Here is an 18,288-nt window from a genome sequence, read left to right as displayed (position 1 = left end):
GCCCACCACAACGCGCCCCATAGGGGCGCGGGGCTGTATCGATTTGCGGCTCCGCCGCGTGGGCGCGACCAGCCCCCACGCACCCGCACCCGCGAGCGAACCGAACCCCCCGACCGACTAGCCAGAAACCTCAGACCGGTCCCCACCCCACAACGTGTGGAACGACCCCTCCCGATCGGTCCGCCGATACGTGTGAGCCCCAAAGAAGTCCCGCTGCCCCTGCGTAAGCGCCGCAGGCAACCGCTCCGCACGCAGCGCGTCGTAGTACGCGAGGGCCGCAGAGAAACCGGGCGTAGGCACCCCCTGCCGCGTCGCAGCAACAATCACCTCACGCCAGTCGTCCTGCGCCGCCCCGATCTCCTGCGCGAACGTGGCGTCCGACAGCAGACTCGGCAGATCGGCCCGCGCGTCATACGCCGCACGAATACGATCCAGGAACGCCGCGCGAATAATGCAGCCACCGCGCCAGATGGAGGCGACGGCACCGAGGTCGATGTCCCAGCCGTACTCGTCGCGCGCCGCATCGATCTGATGGAAGCCCTGCGTGTACGACACGATCTTCGAGGCGTACAAGGCCTGCTCCACCCGGTCGGCAAAGGCCCCGGCCTCCGCCTCGCTCAGCGGCGATGCCTTCGGCCCGGACAGCCCGCGTGACGCCTCGCGGAGCGCCTCGTGCCCGGACAGCGACCGAGCGAAGACGGCCTCGGCGATACCCGACACCGGGACACCCAGGTCGAGCGCGATCTGCACGGTCCACCGCCCCGTGCCCTTCTGCTCCGCCTGGTCCACCACCACATCCACGAACGGCTCGCCCGTCGCCGCGTCCACGTGCGACAGCACCTCGGCCGTGATCTCGATCAGGTACGAGTCCAGCCGCCCGGTGTTCCAGGTGCGGAAGATCTCCGCGATCTGCGCGGGCGAGTACCCGGCGACATCGCGCAGCAGCTGATACGCCTCGCCGATCAGCTGCATGTCGGCGTACTCGATGCCGTTGTGCACCATCTTGACGAAGTGACCGGCGCCGTCGGGACCGACGTGCGTGACACAGGGAGCCCCGTCGGCGGCCTTCGCGGAGATCTTCTCGAGCATCGGGCCCAGTGAGTCGTACGACTCCTTCGGGCCGCCCGGCATGATGCTCGGTCCGTGCAGCGCGCCCTCCTCGCCGCCGGAGACGCCCATGCCGACGAAGTGGATGCCCTGCTCGCGCAGGTCGCGTTCGCGGCGGCGGGTGTCGGCGAAGTGCGCGTTGCCACCGTCGATGATCATGTCGCCGGGCTCCAGGAGCGGGGCGAACTCCTGGATCACCGCGTCCGTCGGCTCACCGGCCTTGACCATGATGACCAGCCGGCGCGGCCGCTCCAGCGCCGCCACGAACTCCTTCGCGGTCTCGGCCGCGACGAAGTCGCCCTCACTCCCGAACTCCTCGACCAGGGCGTGCGTCCGCGCCGACGTCCTGTTGTGCACCGCGACCGTGTAGCCGTTGCGCGCGAAGTTACGGGCGAGGTTGCGGCCCATGACCGCGAGACCCGTGACGCCGATCTGGGCTGAATTGCTCATTGCGTTGGCTCCTAGTGACCTCGATAGCAGCGGTGCCGGTCCTGCATGCCCGCCAGTATTGCCCCATCGTCCACCCTGACGTGCCGGTACGCCGACCGCACACCCGGATGCCGCGACGCGGCGATGTCGCGCAGGCACATACGCACAGAACGGGCCGCCGCACTCAGCCGCCCCGGACGGTGGATCAACAGGCGCCGATTCCTCGCCACTTGGTGTGACCAAGCGGCTGATTGCTGTCTTGTCATGGCCTGTTCGCGGCGCTTACTTTTGGCCCTCCTGACGCATGTCGAGGGGGCTTTCATGGCCGTACGCGGCCGGCACCGCCGGTATCAGCCGAACAGGATCAACCGCGCCTCACTCACCGTCACGGCGGGCAGCGCCGGAATGGCGATACCGCTCATCGGTACCGGTACGGCGAACGCCGCGGACGTCGACACCTGGAACAAGGTCGCCGCCTGCGAGTCGACCAGCAACTGGAGCATCAACACCGGCAACGGCTACTACGGCGGACTGCAGTTCGCGCAGTCGACCTGGGAGGCCTTCGGCGGCACCCGGTACGCTCCGCGCGCGGATCTGGCCACCAAGGACCAGCAGATAGCCATAGCCGAGAAGGTGCTCGACGGTCAGGGGCCCGGCGCCTGGCCGACGTGCTCGGTCAAGGCCGGGTTGACCCGGGGCGGCGACACCCCCGACATCAGCCCGGGCGGCACGGCCCCGCGCACCACCAAGAGTTCCCTGGCCGACGTCCAGCCGCAGAGCACGCCCCAGTCCCGGGCGGGCACCGCCGAGATGTACACCGTCCTCAGGGGCGACACCCTCTCCGGGATCGCCGACAAGCAGGACGTACGCGGCGGTTGGCGCGGGCTCTACGCCGCCAACCGGAAGACCATCGGCGCGGACCCCGACCTGATCCTGCCCGGCCAGCGGCTCAGCCTGCGCGGCAAGGCGGCCACGACGACGAGGACGACGGTCGAGCCGGCACCCAAGGCACCCGCCTCGGACAGCAAAGCCTCCGACAGCAAGGCCCCGGACCGGAAAGCCCCGGAGAGCAAGCCCAAGACGGAGACATCCAAACGCGGCCTCGTCGCGCCCGTGAGCGCCGCGACCGGTACGCCGTACCACAAAGCGGGCTCCGCCTGGTCCTTGGGCTATCACACGGGCGTCGACTTCGCCGTCCCCACCGGGACCTCCGTGAAGGCCGTCGCGGACGGGCGGGTGGTCAGCGCCGGCTGGGACGGCTCCTTCGGCTACCAGGTGGTGATCCGGCACGCCGACGGCCGCTACTCCCAGTACGCGCACCTCTCGGCGATCTCCGTTAAGACCGGGCAGGGCGTAGGCGCCGGACAGCGCATCGGCCGCTCCGGGTCCACGGGCAACAGCACGGGCCCGCATCTGCACTTCGAGGTGCGGACGGGGCCCGGTTTCGGCACGGACATCGACCCGGTGGCGTACCTCCGGGCCGGTGGCGTCAGGATTTGATTCGGGTGCGGTGCCGGTCCAGGACCGGCCTCGGGATGTACGGGCCGATGTAGAGGGGGCCGTACAGCAGCGGGGGCACATCGGCGTGCGGCTGCTCCTCCTTCTCGAGGTCCGGCGCCGACGCCTGCGTCGCGACCAGGGCCTCCGCCGGGAGCTCGGCGGCGGGCTGCTCGAGAAGCTCCTTGACGGCTTCGGGGGAGTCGCCGGAGTGCTGGGCGAGCAGTTCCTCGACGGGCGCCGGTGCGGCCGCGGGTGCGGCTTCCTGCTGCGTCCGCCCGATCCGCTCCGTCGTCAGCAGGATCAGCCCGCCCGCCGCCACGACGCCGCAGCTCAGGGCGAGCGCGGTGCCCGTCGTGCCGTAGCGGAAGGTTTCGCCGAACATCGTGATGCCGACCGCCGCCGCCAGGACGGGGTTCACGACCGTCAGGGTGGCCAGCGGGGCCGCGAGTCCGGCGCCGCGGTAGGAGGCCTGGGAGAGCATCAGTCCGGCCGTCGCGAAGACGCCGATGGTGGCCAGGGACGGCAGGTCCGCCGCCGTGGCGCCGCCGCTCCAGTCGACCGCGACCGTCTTGGTGAACACCGAGGACATGCCGAAGGCTATGCCGGACGCCGTGGCCAGCAGCACGCTGCGCACCGCCGGATGCCGGTGCGCCGCCCGGCCCGCGATCATCAGCGCCACCACCGCACCCGCGGTGACCACGGCCACGCCGGCCCGCGAGGCGGAATCCAGCGACTGCGTGTCGGCGGTGCCGACCAGAGAGAGGAGACCCGCGAGTCCGACCGTCGCCATGATCGCGCCCCGCCAGGCGGTCGCCCCGGCCTTGCGGCCCACGAACATCGCCGCCATCGGCAGCGCGAACACGATGGTCAGGGCGCCCAACGGCTGGACCACGCTCAGCGGTCCGTACGCCAGGGCCACCACGTGCAGCAGACCGCCGAGGCCGTTCAGCGCCACCGCCGCCCACCAGCTCGGCCGGCGCAGGGGCGCGTAGTCGGGGGAGGACTCCGCCACGCGCTCCTGCACGATCGCCCCGCCCGCGTACGCCACAGCGGAGATCAGCGACAGCACCACGGACAACGCGAGGGCACTCATGAGCTGCTCCTCTGCGTGAGGCGGGGGCCCGGGGCCCGACGCGGCGATCGGTCGTCTTCCATAGCCAACACGATGCCGCGAAAAACCCTTCCCGTCGTCGTACCTGAGCACTCATTGAGTCCTACTGCCGATGGAGTACGACCGGACCTCCGTCCTCCCTCAGGCGGGTGACACCCCTCACGGACCCCCTGGTGGCGCCCCCTACGGGCCTTGGTACTACTGCTCTTCGTGGAACTCGACCCCGATCTCGCCGCGCTCCGCCCGCTCGGCGGCTTCTTCGTACTACGCACCACAGGAGTGCCGCATCGGCCACCGCCGACACTCGCGGAGACGTACGCCGAAGCAGCCTCGGATGTTTACCGGGATTCCCTGAATTTCCGCATCCACAAGGTCGCCCACGCCCTGCACGCCCCAGAGCCGCGGATCGCTGCCTCCGTGGCCCAGCAGGGGCTCGCGTCCCGGCTGTGGTCGGCGGCGCTCGGCTGCGCTGCCCTGTACGGCCGGGTCCCCGACCTCGACGCGCGGCTGCTGCGCTGGGACCCCGACGGCAGCGCCCCCGACGACCTCTGGCTGACGGAGGTGCGCCCGCTGCCCGCGGACGCGGCGACCCTCGCCGACACCGTGCTCCACGCCCACCTGGAACCGCTGACCGCGGCCCTGCACACCCGTCACCGCGTCGCCACCGGCCTGTTGTGGGGCAACGCCGCCTCCGCACTGGCGGGAGCGGCCCGGCAACTCGACCTCTGGGCGCGGACCAACGGCCGCCCCGAAGCCGCCGCCCGGGCCCGCACCCTGACCACGGCGCTTCTCGGCCACCCCCGGCTCGCGGGCACCGGAACCCTCACCGGCACCGCGTTCCGGCGCCGCAGCTGCTGCCTCTACTACCGCGTGCCCGGCGGAGGCGTCTGCGGCGACTGTTGCTTCACACGACCCCCGCGCTCTTCCCCGGGCGCCACATCTGGGTGACCATGAAGGGGCCGGGCGCTGAGACAGGGGGTTGCGGGTGCGAGTGGGACTGCTGACCCGGGAGTACCCCCCGGATGTGTACGGCGGCGCGGGCGTCCATGTCGAGTTCCTCGCACGGGAGTTGCGCGACCTCGTCGACCTGGACGTGCACTGCTGGGGCGAGGGCCGCGCGGAGGGCGTGCTGCGGCACCGCCCCTGGTCCGGCCTCGACACCGCCAACGACGCGCTGCGCACCTTCTCCGTCGACCTCGCCATGACCGCCGCCCTCGAAGGCCGCGAACTCGTCCACTCCCACACCTGGTACGCCAACCTCGCCGGCCATCTCGGCAAGCTCCTGTACGGCATCCCGCATGTGATGACCGCCCACTCCCTGGAGCCGCTGCGCCCCTGGAAGGCCGAGCAACTCGGCGGCGGATACGCCCTGTCGAGCTGGGCCGAGCGCACCGCGATCGAGGCCGCCGACGCGGTGATCGCCGTATCCGGAGCCATGCGCGAGGACATCCTCGGCTGCTATCCCACGCTGGACCCGGCGAAGGTCCACGTCGTCCACAACGGCATCGACACGGCCCTCTACCGCCCGGACCACGGCACCGAGGCCCTCACCCGGATCGGCCTCGACCCCGACCGCCCGTACGTCCTGTTCGTCGGCCGTATCACCCGCCAGAAGGGCGTGCCCCATCTGCTGCGCGCGGCACGGCACATCGACCCCGCCGCGCAGGTCGTGCTGTGCGCCGGCGCCCCCGACACTCCGGAGATCGACCAGGAGTTCCGCGACCTGTTCCAGGAGCTCAGCAGCGTCCGGGAGGGCGTGCACTGGATCCCGCAGATGCTGCCGCGCGCCGACGTGATCCAACTCCTCACCCACGCGGCCGTGTTCGTCTGCCCCTCGGTGTACGAACCCCTCGGCATCGTCAACCTTGAGGCGATGGCCTGCGGAACTCCCGTCGTGGCCTCCCGAGTCGGCGGCATCCCGGAGGTCGTGGAGCACGGGGTGACCGGTCTGCTGGTGGACACCGAGGCGTCCTTCGAGGCGGACCTGGCCGGCGCCCTGGACGCGGTGCTCGCCGACCCGGAGAAGGCCGCGCGCATGGGCGAGGCCGGACGGGAGCGTGCGGTCGGGGAGTTCGGCTGGGACGCGGTCGCCCGCAGGACGGTCCGGCTTTACCGGGAGATCCTCAAACAGGGGTAGGACCGCGGAAGATCCTCGATCAGGCTTAGTGGCCTGTCGGCAAGGGCACATCATGGTCAACCACGGTGAGGGGAGAGGCCATGCGGCGTGGCGGACCTTCGGTGCTCGGCATCGTACTGGCGGGTGGAGAAGGCAAGCGTCTGATGCCCCTGACCGCCGACCGCGCCAAACCCGCGGTCACCTTCGGCGGCACATACCGCCTCGTCGACTTCGTTCTGTCCAACCTCGTCAACGGTGACATCCTGCGCATCTGCGTCCTGACGCAGTACAAGTCGCACTCGCTGGACCGGCACATCACCACCACCTGGCGGATGTCCAGCCTGCTCGGCAACTACGTCACCCCCGTCCCGGCCCAGCAGCGGCTCGGCCCGCGCTGGTTCCTGGGCAGCGCGGACGCGATCCTCCAGTCGCTGAACCTCATCTACGACGAACGTCCCGAGTACGTGGCGGTGTTCGGCGCCGATCATGTGTACCGCATGGACCCGCGCCAGATGCTGGCCCAGCACATCGAGAACGGCGCGGGTGTGACGGTGGCCGGGATACGCGTCCCGCGCAGCGAGTCGTCGTCCTTCGGCGTGATCAGCTCCGCATCCGACGGCCGTACCGTGGAGCAGTTCCTGGAGAAGCCCGCCGACCCGCCGGGCCTGCCGGACGACCCGGAGTCCGTCTTCGCCTCGATGGGCAACTACATCTTCACCACCAAGGCCCTCATCGAGGCGCTCCAGCGGGACTCCGAGGACCGCAACTCCGTGCACGACATGGGCGGTTCGATCCTGCCGCAGCTCACCGACCGCGGCGAGGCCCAGCTGTACGACTTCAGCGAGAACCACGTCCCCGGCGAGACCACCCGCGACCAGGGCTACTGGCGCGACGTCGGCACGCTCGACGCCTACTACGACGCCCACATGGACCTGATCGCCGAGCGCCCCGCCTTCAACCTCTACAACCGCCAGTGGCCCATCTACACCCACTCCGGCCAGCTCTCCCCGGCCCGCTTCAACGCGGGCGGCATCGCGGGGGAGTCCATCATCAGCGCCGGATGCCTGATCCGCGGGCAGGTCACGCGGTCCGTGCTGTCGCCGGGTGTCGTGGTCGACCCGGGAGCGGTCGTCCAGGGCTCGGTGCTGCACGACAACGTCCACATAGGCCGGGGCGCGGTCGTCCGTGGCGCGGTGCTGGACAAGAACGTCGAGGTGCCGCCGGGCGCGACGATCGGCGTCAACCCGGACCGGGACGCGGAGCTGTACACGGTGTCCAAGGGCGGGGTGATCGCATTGGGGAAGGGGCAGTTGGTGTCGTAGGCCCGCGCTACTCCCGGGGAGGTACGGGCGGCGTCGCCCCGCGTACGACGACAGCGCGGAGCCGACTCCGGACGATGGGGCCCCATCGTCCGGAAGGAGCACCTGATGTATCGCGCCCTGCGCAGTGCCACGACCGTCCTCGCCGCTGCGGCGTTCCCGTTACTCACCCTGACCGGCACCACCTCCGCCGCCCCGACTCCCGAACCACAGCGTCTTTCCGGGGGGAATCCCTTCACCGACTGCGCGCCCGGGGCGGTGGACGGCAAGATGGCCGACGGAGCCATCGAGCCGCAGCTCGCCGTCGATCCGCACGACGCCGGCCGTCTGGCTGCCGTCTGGCCCCAGGACCGCCAACGAGGTGTGGTCCTCGCCGTCAGCGGCGACGGCGGACGCACTTGGAGCCGGACCGTCGTACCGAATCTGACGAGGTGTTCGGGCGGCACGTACGACTACGTGGACAGCCCGGCCGTGACCTTCACCGGTGACGGTGCGCTCCTGGTGACGGGCGGCCTCTTCATGGCCGACGGGTCCGCCAGCGCGGCTGTCTCGGCCCGCTCCGACGACGGAGGACGCACCTGGACCCGCCCCGCGGTGATCGTCCAGGAGACCGACCCGGAACAGGGCGGCGTCGGCGGTGGACCGGCGGTCGCGGACCGGCGCGATCCCGACGTCCTGTACGTGGTGACGCCGAGGTTCCCGTCCCAGGCGCGGACCCGCAACGACGGCTGGATCAGCCGCAGTACGGACGGCGGACGCAGCTGGCAGCCGGCGACGCCGGTCGTCGACGCCGGGGACGGGCACCTGGTCTCCGGGCATCGGCTGACCGTGCTCGACGACGGCACGCTGGTCGATGTCCACTCCCGCGTCCGCTTCGGCGAGGGTCCCATCGCCAGTCGGCTCACCCTGCAGGCCGTACGGTCCATCGACGGTGGCCGGACCTGGTCCGCACCCGTGAAGGTGGCCGACCAGCGGACCAGGTGGCTGTTCCAGGACCCGGAGTCGGGTGAGCAGGTCTCGCACACCACCAGCCTGCTGGCGGACACCGCGGTCGACCGGCGCACGGGCAGGATCTACGCGGCGTGGCAGGACGCGCGGTTCGGCGACGGCGACGCCGACTCGGTGGCGCTGGCCTCCTCCGACGACGGCGGGCGCACCTGGTCCGAGCCGGTTCGGGTGAACCGGACGCCGACCGACATCCCCGCGCTGAACCAGCAGGCCTTCACCGTGACCCTGGCCGTCGGTCGCGGCGGAACCGTTGCCGTTTCGTACTCCGACTTCCGCCGTAACGACGCGGGCACGTCACTGCTGACCGACCGCTGGCTGGTCCGGTGCAGCCCGCAGGCCGCCGATTGTGCCTCGGACAGGGCGACTTGGCGGGAGACGCGGCTGACCCCGACCTCCTTCGACATGCGCCGGGCGCCCCGCATCCCCGACGAGGCCAGTCCCCGCGGATATTTCCTGGGCGAGCAGATGGGCCTGGTCGCCGACAAGGGCGGGTTCATGGCCGCGTGGGCCGCACCGGACACACCGGGCCGTGCCGCCGTGCATGCCGTGAGGGTGCGCTGATCCAACGGCCCGCCTCCCCGGGGGAGAGGCGGGCCTTCCCATGTCGGCCGTTGTCATGCCCCGCCGTTGTCATGTCCCTGGACAGGGAAGCGGAAGCCGTGTTGTCATGCCAACTGCCGTTGATTGCAACGATGTAAATCGCAAGAGCCGCCACACGTCCTCAACAAGGAGGATCCGTGCGACACCTCAGATCCCGCTTCGTGTTAGTGCTCGCCGCAGCCCTGGCCTTCGCCGGTCTCAGCGCTCCGTCGCCCGCCACCGCGGCGGCCGACGACCCGGTCGAGGTCCAGGGCCTGAAGGGCGAGTACTACACCCACTCCGCCCCGGGCGCCTTCGACTTCCACGAGCTGAAGGCCACCGGCTTCGACCAGAACCTCGACTTCGACAACCTGGAGCCGCGCCTGCGCTTCGCCACCGGTCAAGACAACGATGTCAGTGTCCGCTGGACCGGAAAGATCATGCCGGAGAAGACCGGCCCCACCACCTTCTCGATCATCGGTGACAACGGCTTCCGGCTCTGGATCGACGGAAAGCCGGTCATCGACCACTGGGTGGACGACTGGGACCGCGAGCAGACCGCCGCGCCCGTCGAACTGACGGCAGGGCAGGCCTACGACGTCAAGCTGGAGTACTTCGAGCACTACGGCGGCTCCAACCTCCACCTGCGCTGGACCCCGCCCGGCGGCAGCAAGGCCGCCGTCCCGCAGTCGGCCTTCCGGCTCCCCGACGGCTACGACTACGACGGCGCCATCGCCACCACCGTCCTCAGGGACGGCCGTACGCTCAAACTCGACTTCGCACACGAGCTGTCCGCACCCCCGGCCTCCGTCACCGACCACATCGAGGCGGTGATCGGCGGCGCCAAGTGGCCCCTGACGACAGCCCGGTTGGACCCGTCCGACCCCAAGTCCCTGCTCGTGGGCCTCAAGGAACCGGTCGTCGGCAACAAGACCGGCACCGCACGCGGCACCGCGGAGGTCCGCTACGACGGCCAGGGCGGACTCGCCGCAGACGGCAAGGAGATCGGCTCGTTCTGGAGCAGCGGCGCCAACCGCTCGACGTACGAACTGCGCACCCCCTGGGCCAAGGAGGTCGGCCCGGACAACGCGCTCCCCGAGTACCCGCGCCCGCAGCTGACCCGCGACGCCTGGCGCAACCTCAACGGCCGCTGGCAGTTCGCGGCGGCCGAGGCCGGAGAGCAGCCGCCCGTCGGCAAGAACCTCGCCGAGCGCATCCTCGTCCCGTACCCCGTGGAGTCCCAGCTCTCCGGCATCCAGCGGCACGAGGACCGCATGTGGTACCGCCGCACCTTCACGGTCCCGGCGGACTGGCGCATCGGCTCCGGCCAGCGGCTGCAGCTCAACTTCGGCGCGGTCGACTGGCAGTCCGAGGTGTACGTCAACGGCAAGAAGGTCGCCGCGCACAAGGGCGGCTACGACAAGTTCAGCGCCGACATCACCGACGCGCTCAAGCCCGGCCGCACCCAGGAGCTGATCGTCGGCGTGTACGACCCGACCGACGCGGCCGACGGCGAGAACCCGCCCGTCGGCAAGCAGCGCCTGGACCCCAGCGGCATCTGGTACACGTCGAGTTCGGGCATCTGGCAGACGGTGTGGATGGAACCGGTCGCCCGCGACCACGTCGATTCGCTCAAGGTCACGCCGGACGTCCAGAACGGCCGCGTCACCGTCGAGGCGAAGGGCGTCCGCGACGGCGTACCGATCACGGCGACGGCGTACGACGGCAAGCAGAAGGTCGCCGCGGCGCGCGGCCGGACCGGGCAGCCGCTGACGCTGACCATCGACGACCCGCACCTGTGGTCGCCGGACGATCCGTTCCTCTACGACCTGAAGGTGAGCGTCGGTTCGGATCGCGTCGGCAGCTACTTCGGGATGCGTTCCATCGCCGTGGAGAAGGTCGACGGCGTCCCCCGCACCATCCTCAACGGTGAGCCGATCTTCCTGATGGCCACCCTCGACCAGGGCTTCTGGCCCGACGGCCTGCACACCGCACCGACCGACGAGGCCCTGGCCTACGACCTGAAGGTGCACAAGCAGCTCGGCTTCAACTCGGTGCGCAAGCACATCAAGGTCGAGCCGGACCGCTGGTTCTACTGGGCCGACAAGCTGGGCCTGATGGTCTGGCAGGACATGCCCGCGATGACCGCCGGAGTGACCCCGAACGCCGCCTCGCGTGCCCAGTACGAGCGCGAGATGAAGGAGATGATCGACGAGCACATCAGCAGCCCGTCGATCGTCATGTGGGTGACCTTCAACGAGGGCTGGGGCCAGTACGACATCGGCCGCATCGCCGAGCAGGCCAAGGCCTGGGACCCGACCCGGCTGGTCAACGGCCAGTCCGGGCTGAACCTCGGGGCCGACGGCGGCACCGGCGACATCATGGACGAGCACGGCTATCCCAGCCCCGCCCTGCCACCCCGCCCCGACGGTGAACGCGCCCTGGTCAGCGGCGAGTACGGCGGCCTCGGCCTCGCGGTCCCCGGACACGCCTGGTCCGTGCAGCAGTCGTACGTCGACGTCGACCCGGCGACCTACACCGACGACTACCTCACCAAGCTCGACGAGGTGCGCGCCCTGGCCTGCCGGGGCGGCAACGGCGCCGTCTACACCCAGATCGCCGACGTCGAGGGCGAGCTCAACGGCCTGCTGACCTACGACCGCAAGGTCCTCAAGCCGGACGTGGCCCGCGTGAAGGCCGCGCACGAGGCGCTGATCCGTGACATCTCCCGGCCGGTGCCGGCCGGTTGCCCGTAACCCCCCGGAGGAATCGCAGGATGAGATGGACCCGGCACCTGCGCCTGTGGCTGGCCGGGGCGGTGGCAGCGTCCGCGCTGTGCACCGTCCCGGCCGCCCGGGCCGCCGAGCCGCACGACGGGCACCTCACCGATCTGGTCAACCCGTTCATCGGCACGGAGAACGAAGGCAACACCTACCCCGGCGCCGCCGTGCCGTTCGGCATGGTGCAGCTCTCGCCCGACACCGGCCACAACACCGGCTACGACTACTCCCACGACCGCATCCGCGGCTTCTCCCTCGTCCACCTGTCGGGTGTCGGCTGCGGTCTCGGCGGTGACCTGCCCGTACTGCCGACGACGGGTGACGTCACACAGACGGACTACGCGGCCTACGCCGCCGGGTTCAGCCACGACGACGAGAAGGCGAGCCCCGGCTACTACAAGGTCGGCCTGGACTCCGGCATCGACGCCGAACTCACCGCGACCGAGCGCACCGGCGTGCAGCGCTACACCTTCCCGGCCACCGGCAAGGCCAACGTCCTGCTCAACGCGGGCCAGTCGCTGCACAAGACGGTCGCCACGAAGGTCGAGATCCTCGACAGCCGTACCGTGCGCACCGCCATCACCGGCAGCGGCTTCTGCCAGGACACCGAGCCGTACACCGTCTACACGATCACCCGCTTCGACCGGCCCTTCACGGCGTACGGCACCTGGGACGGCAGCGCGGTGACCGCGGGCTCGAAGACCGGCCGGGACGGCGCGTACGTCCGCTTCGACACGACCCGGGACCGCACGGTCGAGGCGACCACCGCGCTGTCGTACGTCGACGCACACGGCGCGGCGGTCAACCTCCGGGCCGAGGGCGGGCGTTCGTTCGACTCCGTCCGTGGCCGGGCCCAGCAGGCGTGGGAGGACCGCCTGGACGACGTACGCGTCCAAGGCGGCGGCGACACCCTGCGCCGTACCTTCTACTCCTCGCTGTACCGGTCGTTCCTCGCGCCCAACATCGGCAGTGACGCCGACGGCCGCTACACCGGCTGGGACCAGAAGATCCATCGCGCGAAGGGCTTCACGTACTACCAGAACTGGTCCCTGTGGGACACCTACCGCACCCAGTCCCAGCTGCTCTCCCTGCTCGCGCCGCGTGAGGCACGGGACATGGCGATCTCGGTGATCAAGATCGACGAGGAGAGCGGCTGGCTGCCCAAATGGGGCTATGGCACGGTCGAGACGAACATCATGACCGGCGACCCGGTGACGCCGTTCCTGACCCATGCGTACCAGCAGGGGCTGCTCAAGGGGTACGAGGAGCGGGCCTACCGGGCGCTGAAGAAGAACGCCGACGGGGTGCCGCCGGCGGACTCACCGGCCGTGGGGCGGGAGGCCAACAAGGAGTACCTCGCCGAGGGCTTCGCGCCGTACATCAAGGGCCGTCCGCATGTGAAGCCCGGTGACTCGGACTACGACCACGGGGCTTCGGCGACGCTGGAGTACGCCCTGTCGGACGCGATGCTCGCACAGATGGCGAGGGACCTGGGCCACTCGGCGGACGCCGCGCGCTATGCCGCCCGCGCCCAGAGCTACCGGAACATCTTCGATCCCTCGACCGGCTTCTTCCGGGCCCGTGACGCCTCCGGCGCCTTCACCGGACCGGCCGACCCGGCGCAGAGCGAGGGCTTCCACGAGGGCACGTCCTGGCAGTACCAGTGGCTCGTACCGCAGGACCTGCCGGGCATGGTCGACCTGATCGGCGGAACGCAGGCCACCAACGACCGGCTCGACTCCTTCTTCGCCTACGAGCAGCTCCTGGCGGACCCGGCGAAGACCGCGCGCGAGGTGTGGGTGAACGGGCCGTACGACTACTACAACGCCGACAAGTACAACCCGCAGAACGAACCCGACCTCATCGCCCCGTACACCTACCTGTCCACCGGTCAGCCGTGGAAGACCACCGACGTGGTGCATGCCGCGCTGACCCTGTTCACCGATACGCCGACCGGCATGACCGGAAACGACGACCTCGGGACGATGTCCGCCTGGAACGTGCTGTCGTCGATCGGGATCTTCCCGGTCCAGCCCGGCTACGACACCTGGGGCCTGTCCACACCCGTCTTCGACCAGGTCGACCTGACGCTGGACCGCCGCTACTACCCGAGGGGCGGGCTCACGATCACGGCGCCCGGCACCTCGGACACCGACCGCTACATCCAGTCGGCCCGGACGGACGGATCGGCCTACGAGCGGACGTATCTGACCACCGCCACTCTGCGGTCCCTGCGGTCGCTCGATTTCACGGTCGGCTCGCGCCCGTCTGAGTGGGGAACGTCGGCGGAGGCGGCGCCACCTGCGCTGAAGTAACCCCAGACGCCTCATGAGTCCCGCCCCTTTCAGAAGGGGCGGGACTTAATCTCTTGTTAACTGTGCGTAGCTTGATCGTACTTGACCGTAATCGGTCGTGGGGGGTTGACTGCTGGCTCACCCTTCGTCGACGCGAGGCAAGCCATTGACTTCTGACCTGCTCGCACCTCTCGACCTGGCGTTCTGGAACATCGAGTCCGACCGGAACCCCATGCACCTGGGCGCGCTCGGCGTCTTCGCCGCGAACTCGCCCACCGCCGGTGCCCACGCGGCCGATCTGCTCGCCGCCCGGGCCGCCGCCGTGCCCGGACTGCGGATGCGGATCCGGGACGTCTGGCAGCCGCTGGCGTTTCCGCCGACGTTCGCGTCCGCCTTCGGTGGCGCCGCGCGTGTGCCCGCCGCCGACTTCGATCCGCTGGACCACATCCGGCTGCATGCCCCGACCGGGGACTTCCACGAGGTGGCGGGGCGGCTCATGGAGCGCCCGCTGGACCGTGCCCGCCCGCCGTGGGAGGCGCATGTGCTGCCCGGGGAGGACGGCGTCTCATTCGCCGTGCTGTTCAAGTTCCACCACGCGCTGGCCGACGGGCTGCGGGCACTGACGCTCGCCGCCGCGGTCCTGGACCCGATCGACCTGCCCGAGCGCCGGCCTCGCCCCGCACCGCCGGGGCGCGGCCTGCTCCCCGACGTGCGCAAGCTGCCGGGGCTGGTGCGGGGTGCCCTGTCCGACGTGGGCCGGGCCCTCGATATCGGCGCCTCCGTCGCCCTGTCCAACCTGGGCGTGAGCTCCTCGCCCGCGCTCACCACCGAGCCCAGCGGCACCCGCAGCACCGCCGGTGCCGTCATCGACATCGACGATGTGCACATCGTCCGCAAGGCCGTCGGCGGCACCGTCAACGACGTGCTGATCGCGGTCGTCGCGGGCGCGCTGCGCCGCTGGCTGGACGAGCGCGGAGACGGCAGCGAGGGCGTGGCACCCCGCGCCCTGATCCCCGTCTCCAAACGCCGCCCGCGGACCGCCCACCCCCAGGGCAACCGGCTCTCCGGCTACCTGATGAGGCTTCCCGTCGGCGACCCCGATCCGCTCGGCCGGCTCGGTACGGTCCGCGCGGCCATGGACCGCAAGAAGGACGCGGGACCGGGCCGGGGCGCCGGTGCCGTCGCGCTGCTCGCCGACCACGTCCCGGCGCTCGCCCACCGGCTCGGCGGCCCCCTGGTCAGCCAGGGCGCCCGCCTCTGGTTTGACATCCTCGTCACCAGCGTCCCCCTCCCCGGCCTCGGCCTGAAACTCGGCGGACACACCCTCACCGAGGTCTACCCCTTCGCCCCCCTGGCCCGCGGCCAGTCCCTCGCCGTCGCGATCTCCACGTACCGCGGCCGCGTCCACTACGGCCTGGTCGCCGACGCGGAGGCCGTCCCGGACCTGGACCGCCTCGCCGCCGCGCTCTCCGAGGAGGTGGAGGCATTGATCGCCGCTTGCGCACCGTGAGCGGTGGCGATGCCTCCCGGCGGGGGGCGCGGGTGGGTGGGGGTGCGCGTAGCGCCATCGGTGTGGGGTGGGGTCGGGGCCGCGGTGGGGGTGTCCGTCCTCGGAACGTCGCGGCTCGGTCCCTCACAGAGGTGCCCGTGTTGACGCGACAACCGCTGCGGGCGGACACCCCCACCACGTCCCCTTACCGCCGTGGGCGACCGCGGGTGCGTGGTCGCATCCGCCGCAGCACGCCGGGCCGCCCGGGCGCGTGGGCAGCTGCGGTCCAAGACCGCCGCGGGTGCGATCACGCGTGCGGGCTGGGCGTCATGGGGGCCAGTGGCCCCTGACTGGTGCGGATGTGATCACCGTTCGCCGTCCGTTGGCACCGCCGGTTCGATCACCGGCCGTAGTCCATGATCAGCGCAGGTTTGGCGTGTGGGCCGGGGCTCCGTAAAATTCCTCGTTCGAAAGCGGACTCGACCGGAGCGCCGCGCGGTGGATCAGGAAGCGGCAGCGGCGATGACGGTGACAGAGGACGGCTCGGCGACCACGGACGAGGTCGTGTACGGGCCCGGCATCGACCCTGAGCGGCTGGCCGTCTGCCTCAGCGTGCTCGAGGAACTCGACAAGCTGGAGGTCGACCACCCCGACGCGATCGCGGTGCGCCGGGCCACGGCCGGCGTCTACCGCACGGTCAAGCAGCGCCGCCGTCAGGAGCGCCGGGCCGCGAAGACCGCGCACGACAAGGCGGTCACGGAGGCCACGGCGACCGGCTCCGCCGAGCGTATCGACGACGAGACCGAGGGCCTGCTGCCCTCCTCACGCACCGAGGAGGGCAGGATCGCGGGGATACTCCAGCGCCCGCGCTCCTGCTACACCTGCAAGACCCGGTACGTCGAGGTCGACTACTTCTACCACCAGCTCTGCCAGCAGTGCGCCGCCTTGAACCGGGCCCACCGCGACTCCCGCGCCGACCTCACCGGCAGGCACGCCCTCCTCACCGGCGGCCGCGCCAAGATCGGCATGTACATCGCGCTGCGGCTGCTGCGGGACGGCGCGCACACCACGATCACCACGCGGTTCCCGAAGGACGCCATCCGCCGCTTCAAGGCGATGGACGACTCGGCGGACTGGATCCACCGCCTGGAGGTCGTCGGCATCGACCTGCGCGACCCCGCCCAGGCCGTGGCCCTGGCCGACCAGGTCGCCGAGCAGGGTCCGCTGGACATCCTGATCAACAACGCGACCCAGACGGTACGCCGCCTGCCCTCCGCGTACGCCGCCCTGGTCGAGGGCGAGAGCGCCCCGCTGCCCGCCGGTGAACTGCCCGCCCACCACGTCATCGGCGCCTTCAACTCCGGCGCCGTCGACGGCCTCGCCGCACTCCCCGTCGGCGTCACCGGCCTGGACGCGCAGAAGGTGGCCGATCTCGCCCTGGTCGCCGGCAACGCCAGCGTGGAGCGGCACCGCGACGGCACCGCCATCGACGCGGGCGGCCTGGTCCCCGACGTCGTCGACTCCAACACCTGGGTGCAGAGCATCGAGCAGATCTCCCCGGTGGAGCTGCTCGAGACGCAGCTGTGCAACTACACCGCGCCGTTCATCCTGATCAGCAAGTTGCGGTCGGTGATGGCCGAGGCCGCGCGCAAGGCGCCCAGCAAGCGCGCGTACGTCGTCAATGTCTCGGCGATGGAGGGCGTGTTCGGCCGCGGCTACAAGGGCGCGGGCCACCCGAACACGAACGCCGCCAAGGCGGCCATGAACATGGTGACGCGGACCAGCGCCCAGGAGATGTTCCAGACCGACGGCATCCTGATGACCTCCGTCGACACCGGCTGGATCACCGACGAGCGCCCGCACTACGACAAGCTGCGCCTCGCCGACGCCGGCTTCCACGCGCCCCTCGACCTGATCGACGGCGCGGCCCGCGTCTACCACCCGATCGTCAGCGGCGAGCAGGGCGAGGACCTGTACGGCGTCTTCCTGAAGGACTACGCGCCGGGCAAGTGGTGAGGCCCGGCGGACGACGAGGGGGCCGTCAGTCGACGGCCCCCAGCCGCGAGTTGCGGGCGGCCACCAGCTCCAGCACCGTGCGCCAGTCCTCCAGCACCCCGGCGTCGAACCCCGCGCTACGGCCCTCCTCCTCGGCCTGACGCAGGCTGACCAGGTCGTCGTCCACGGGGGTGCCGAGCCGGGAGTGGCGGCGTATCAGGCGGGCGACCCGTTCGCCGAGCAGGCCCCGCACCGCGTCGGCCGTACGGTCGTCGTGCCCGGCCGTGTCACCGGGCCACAGCAGCCGGCCGATGGGCTGCACCAGGCCCGCGACTTGGAGCTCCTTGTCGGCGGGACGGCTGCGGCGCAGCAGCGCGGCGGTCCGCAGGGCGTGATCGTGCAGATCGACGCGGTCACCGGCGCGCTGCCGGGTGTCCCACGTGCCCCTGCACGCGTGCAGTAGATCCATCAGCTCCTCGACGCTGCGCAGCTCCATGCGTCAGTCCTCCCGCGAGACAGCCGTTGTCTGACCGCAGCAGATCATGGCGAGCTTTCGGCACA

Annotated in this window: 12 protein-coding genes; 9 read left to right on the top strand and 3 right to left on the bottom strand. The window is 70.8% G+C overall.

Annotation, left to right across the window (positions count from 1 at the left end; all coding sequences use genetic code 11):
* Positions 1-117 precede the first annotated feature (117 nt).
* Positions 118-1,557, bottom strand: a complete 1,440-nt coding sequence (gndA, locus tag AB0I98_RS23980) for an NADP-dependent phosphogluconate dehydrogenase (RefSeq protein ID WP_362944909.1) — start codon at positions 1,555-1,557, stop codon at positions 118-120.
* A 300-nt stretch (positions 1,558-1,857) separates the two neighbouring features.
* Here gndA and AB0I98_RS23975 point away from each other — a divergent pair, with 300 nt between their 5' ends.
* Positions 1,858-3,036, top strand: a complete 1,179-nt coding sequence (locus tag AB0I98_RS23975) for a transglycosylase family protein (RefSeq protein ID WP_362944907.1) — start codon at positions 1,858-1,860, stop codon at positions 3,034-3,036.
* On the opposite strand, the gene AB0I98_RS23970 is transcribed toward AB0I98_RS23975, so the two are convergent.
* The gene (locus AB0I98_RS23970) at positions 3,026-4,129 is read right to left on the bottom strand and encodes a DMT family transporter (protein ID WP_362944905.1); all 1,104 of its coding nucleotides are present in this window, start codon (positions 4,127-4,129) and stop codon (positions 3,026-3,028) included. The genes AB0I98_RS23975 and AB0I98_RS23970 overlap by 11 nt on opposite strands.
* A 210-nt stretch (positions 4,130-4,339) precedes the next feature.
* On the opposite strand from AB0I98_RS23970, the gene AB0I98_RS23965 reads away from it, so the two are divergent.
* The 8 genes from AB0I98_RS23965 to AB0I98_RS23930 all read left to right on the top strand — a co-directional run bounded on the left by AB0I98_RS23965 (position 4,340) and on the right by AB0I98_RS23930 (position 17,748).
* On the top strand, positions 4,340-5,095 hold the full coding sequence (locus AB0I98_RS23965; protein WP_362944903.1) for a (2Fe-2S)-binding protein: 756 nt from the start codon (positions 4,340-4,342) through the stop codon (positions 5,093-5,095).
* A gap of 37 nt (positions 5,096-5,132) precedes the next feature.
* Positions 5,133-6,284, top strand: coding sequence for a glycogen synthase (gene glgA, locus AB0I98_RS23960; protein WP_362944901.1), 1,152 nt, complete (start codon positions 5,133-5,135; stop codon positions 6,282-6,284).
* Positions 6,285-6,364: 80 nt separating this feature from the next.
* Positions 6,365-7,585: a glucose-1-phosphate adenylyltransferase gene (gene glgC, locus AB0I98_RS23955; protein WP_362944899.1), complete on the top strand. Its 1,221-nt coding sequence runs from the start codon at positions 6,365-6,367 to the stop codon at positions 7,583-7,585.
* Between the two features lie 105 nt (positions 7,586-7,690).
* Positions 7,691-9,151 carry a sialidase family protein gene (locus AB0I98_RS23950; RefSeq protein ID WP_362944897.1) on the top strand — a complete coding sequence of 487 codons (1,461 nt, stop codon included), beginning with the start codon at positions 7,691-7,693 and terminating at the stop codon, positions 9,149-9,151.
* A 176-nt stretch (positions 9,152-9,327) separates the two neighbouring features.
* On the top strand, positions 9,328-11,925 hold the full coding sequence (locus AB0I98_RS23945; RefSeq protein ID WP_362944895.1) for a PA14 domain-containing protein: 2,598 nt from the start codon (positions 9,328-9,330) through the stop codon (positions 11,923-11,925).
* A 20-nt stretch (positions 11,926-11,945) separates the two neighbouring features.
* The gene (locus AB0I98_RS23940; RefSeq protein WP_362944893.1) at positions 11,946-14,264 is read left to right on the top strand and encodes a GH92 family glycosyl hydrolase; all 2,319 of its coding nucleotides are present in this window, start codon (positions 11,946-11,948) and stop codon (positions 14,262-14,264) included.
* A gap of 145 nt (positions 14,265-14,409) precedes the next feature.
* On the top strand, positions 14,410-15,753 hold the full coding sequence (locus AB0I98_RS23935; RefSeq protein ID WP_362944891.1) for a wax ester/triacylglycerol synthase family O-acyltransferase: 1,344 nt from the start codon (positions 14,410-14,412) through the stop codon (positions 15,751-15,753).
* 501 nt (positions 15,754-16,254) lie between these two features.
* A complete protein-coding gene (locus AB0I98_RS23930) occupies positions 16,255-17,748 on the top strand; it encodes an SDR family NAD(P)-dependent oxidoreductase (RefSeq protein ID WP_362944889.1) in 1,494 nt (497 codons plus the stop codon).
* 25 nt (positions 17,749-17,773) lie between these two features.
* Here AB0I98_RS23930 and AB0I98_RS23925 read toward each other — a convergent pair whose 3' ends face one another.
* On the bottom strand, positions 17,774-18,223 hold the full coding sequence (locus tag AB0I98_RS23925) for a hypothetical protein (protein WP_362944887.1): 450 nt from the start codon (positions 18,221-18,223) through the stop codon (positions 17,774-17,776).
* Positions 18,224-18,288 lie beyond the last annotated feature (65 nt).

Origin of the sequence: Streptomyces sp. NPDC050211 (genome assembly GCF_040656035.1) — a bacterium.
GTDB lineage: Bacteria > Actinomycetota > Actinomycetes > Streptomycetales > Streptomycetaceae > Streptomyces.
The sequence above is the reverse complement of the archived record's forward strand: the minus strand, read 5'-3'. Positions and strand labels throughout refer to the sequence as shown.

Coding starts and splice junctions, on each gene's coding strand:
- gndA (WP_362944909.1), bottom strand. CDS start 1,557: ATGAGCAATTCAGCCCAGATCGGCGTCACGGGTCTCGCGGTCATGGGC.
- AB0I98_RS23950 (WP_362944897.1), top strand. CDS start 7,691: ATGTATCGCGCCCTGCGCAGTGCCACGACCGTCCTCGCCGCTGCGGCG.
- AB0I98_RS23930 (WP_362944889.1), top strand. CDS start 16,255: ATGACGGTGACAGAGGACGGCTCGGCGACCACGGACGAGGTCGTGTAC.
- AB0I98_RS23940 (WP_362944893.1), top strand. CDS start 11,946: ATGAGATGGACCCGGCACCTGCGCCTGTGGCTGGCCGGGGCGGTGGCA.
- AB0I98_RS23970 (WP_362944905.1), bottom strand. CDS start 4,129: ATGAGTGCCCTCGCGTTGTCCGTGGTGCTGTCGCTGATCTCCGCTGTG.
- AB0I98_RS23975 (WP_362944907.1), top strand. CDS start 1,858: ATGGCCGTACGCGGCCGGCACCGCCGGTATCAGCCGAACAGGATCAAC.
- glgC (WP_362944899.1), top strand. CDS start 6,365: ATGCGGCGTGGCGGACCTTCGGTGCTCGGCATCGTACTGGCGGGTGGA.
- AB0I98_RS23925 (WP_362944887.1), bottom strand. CDS start 18,223: ATGGAGCTGCGCAGCGTCGAGGAGCTGATGGATCTACTGCACGCGTGC.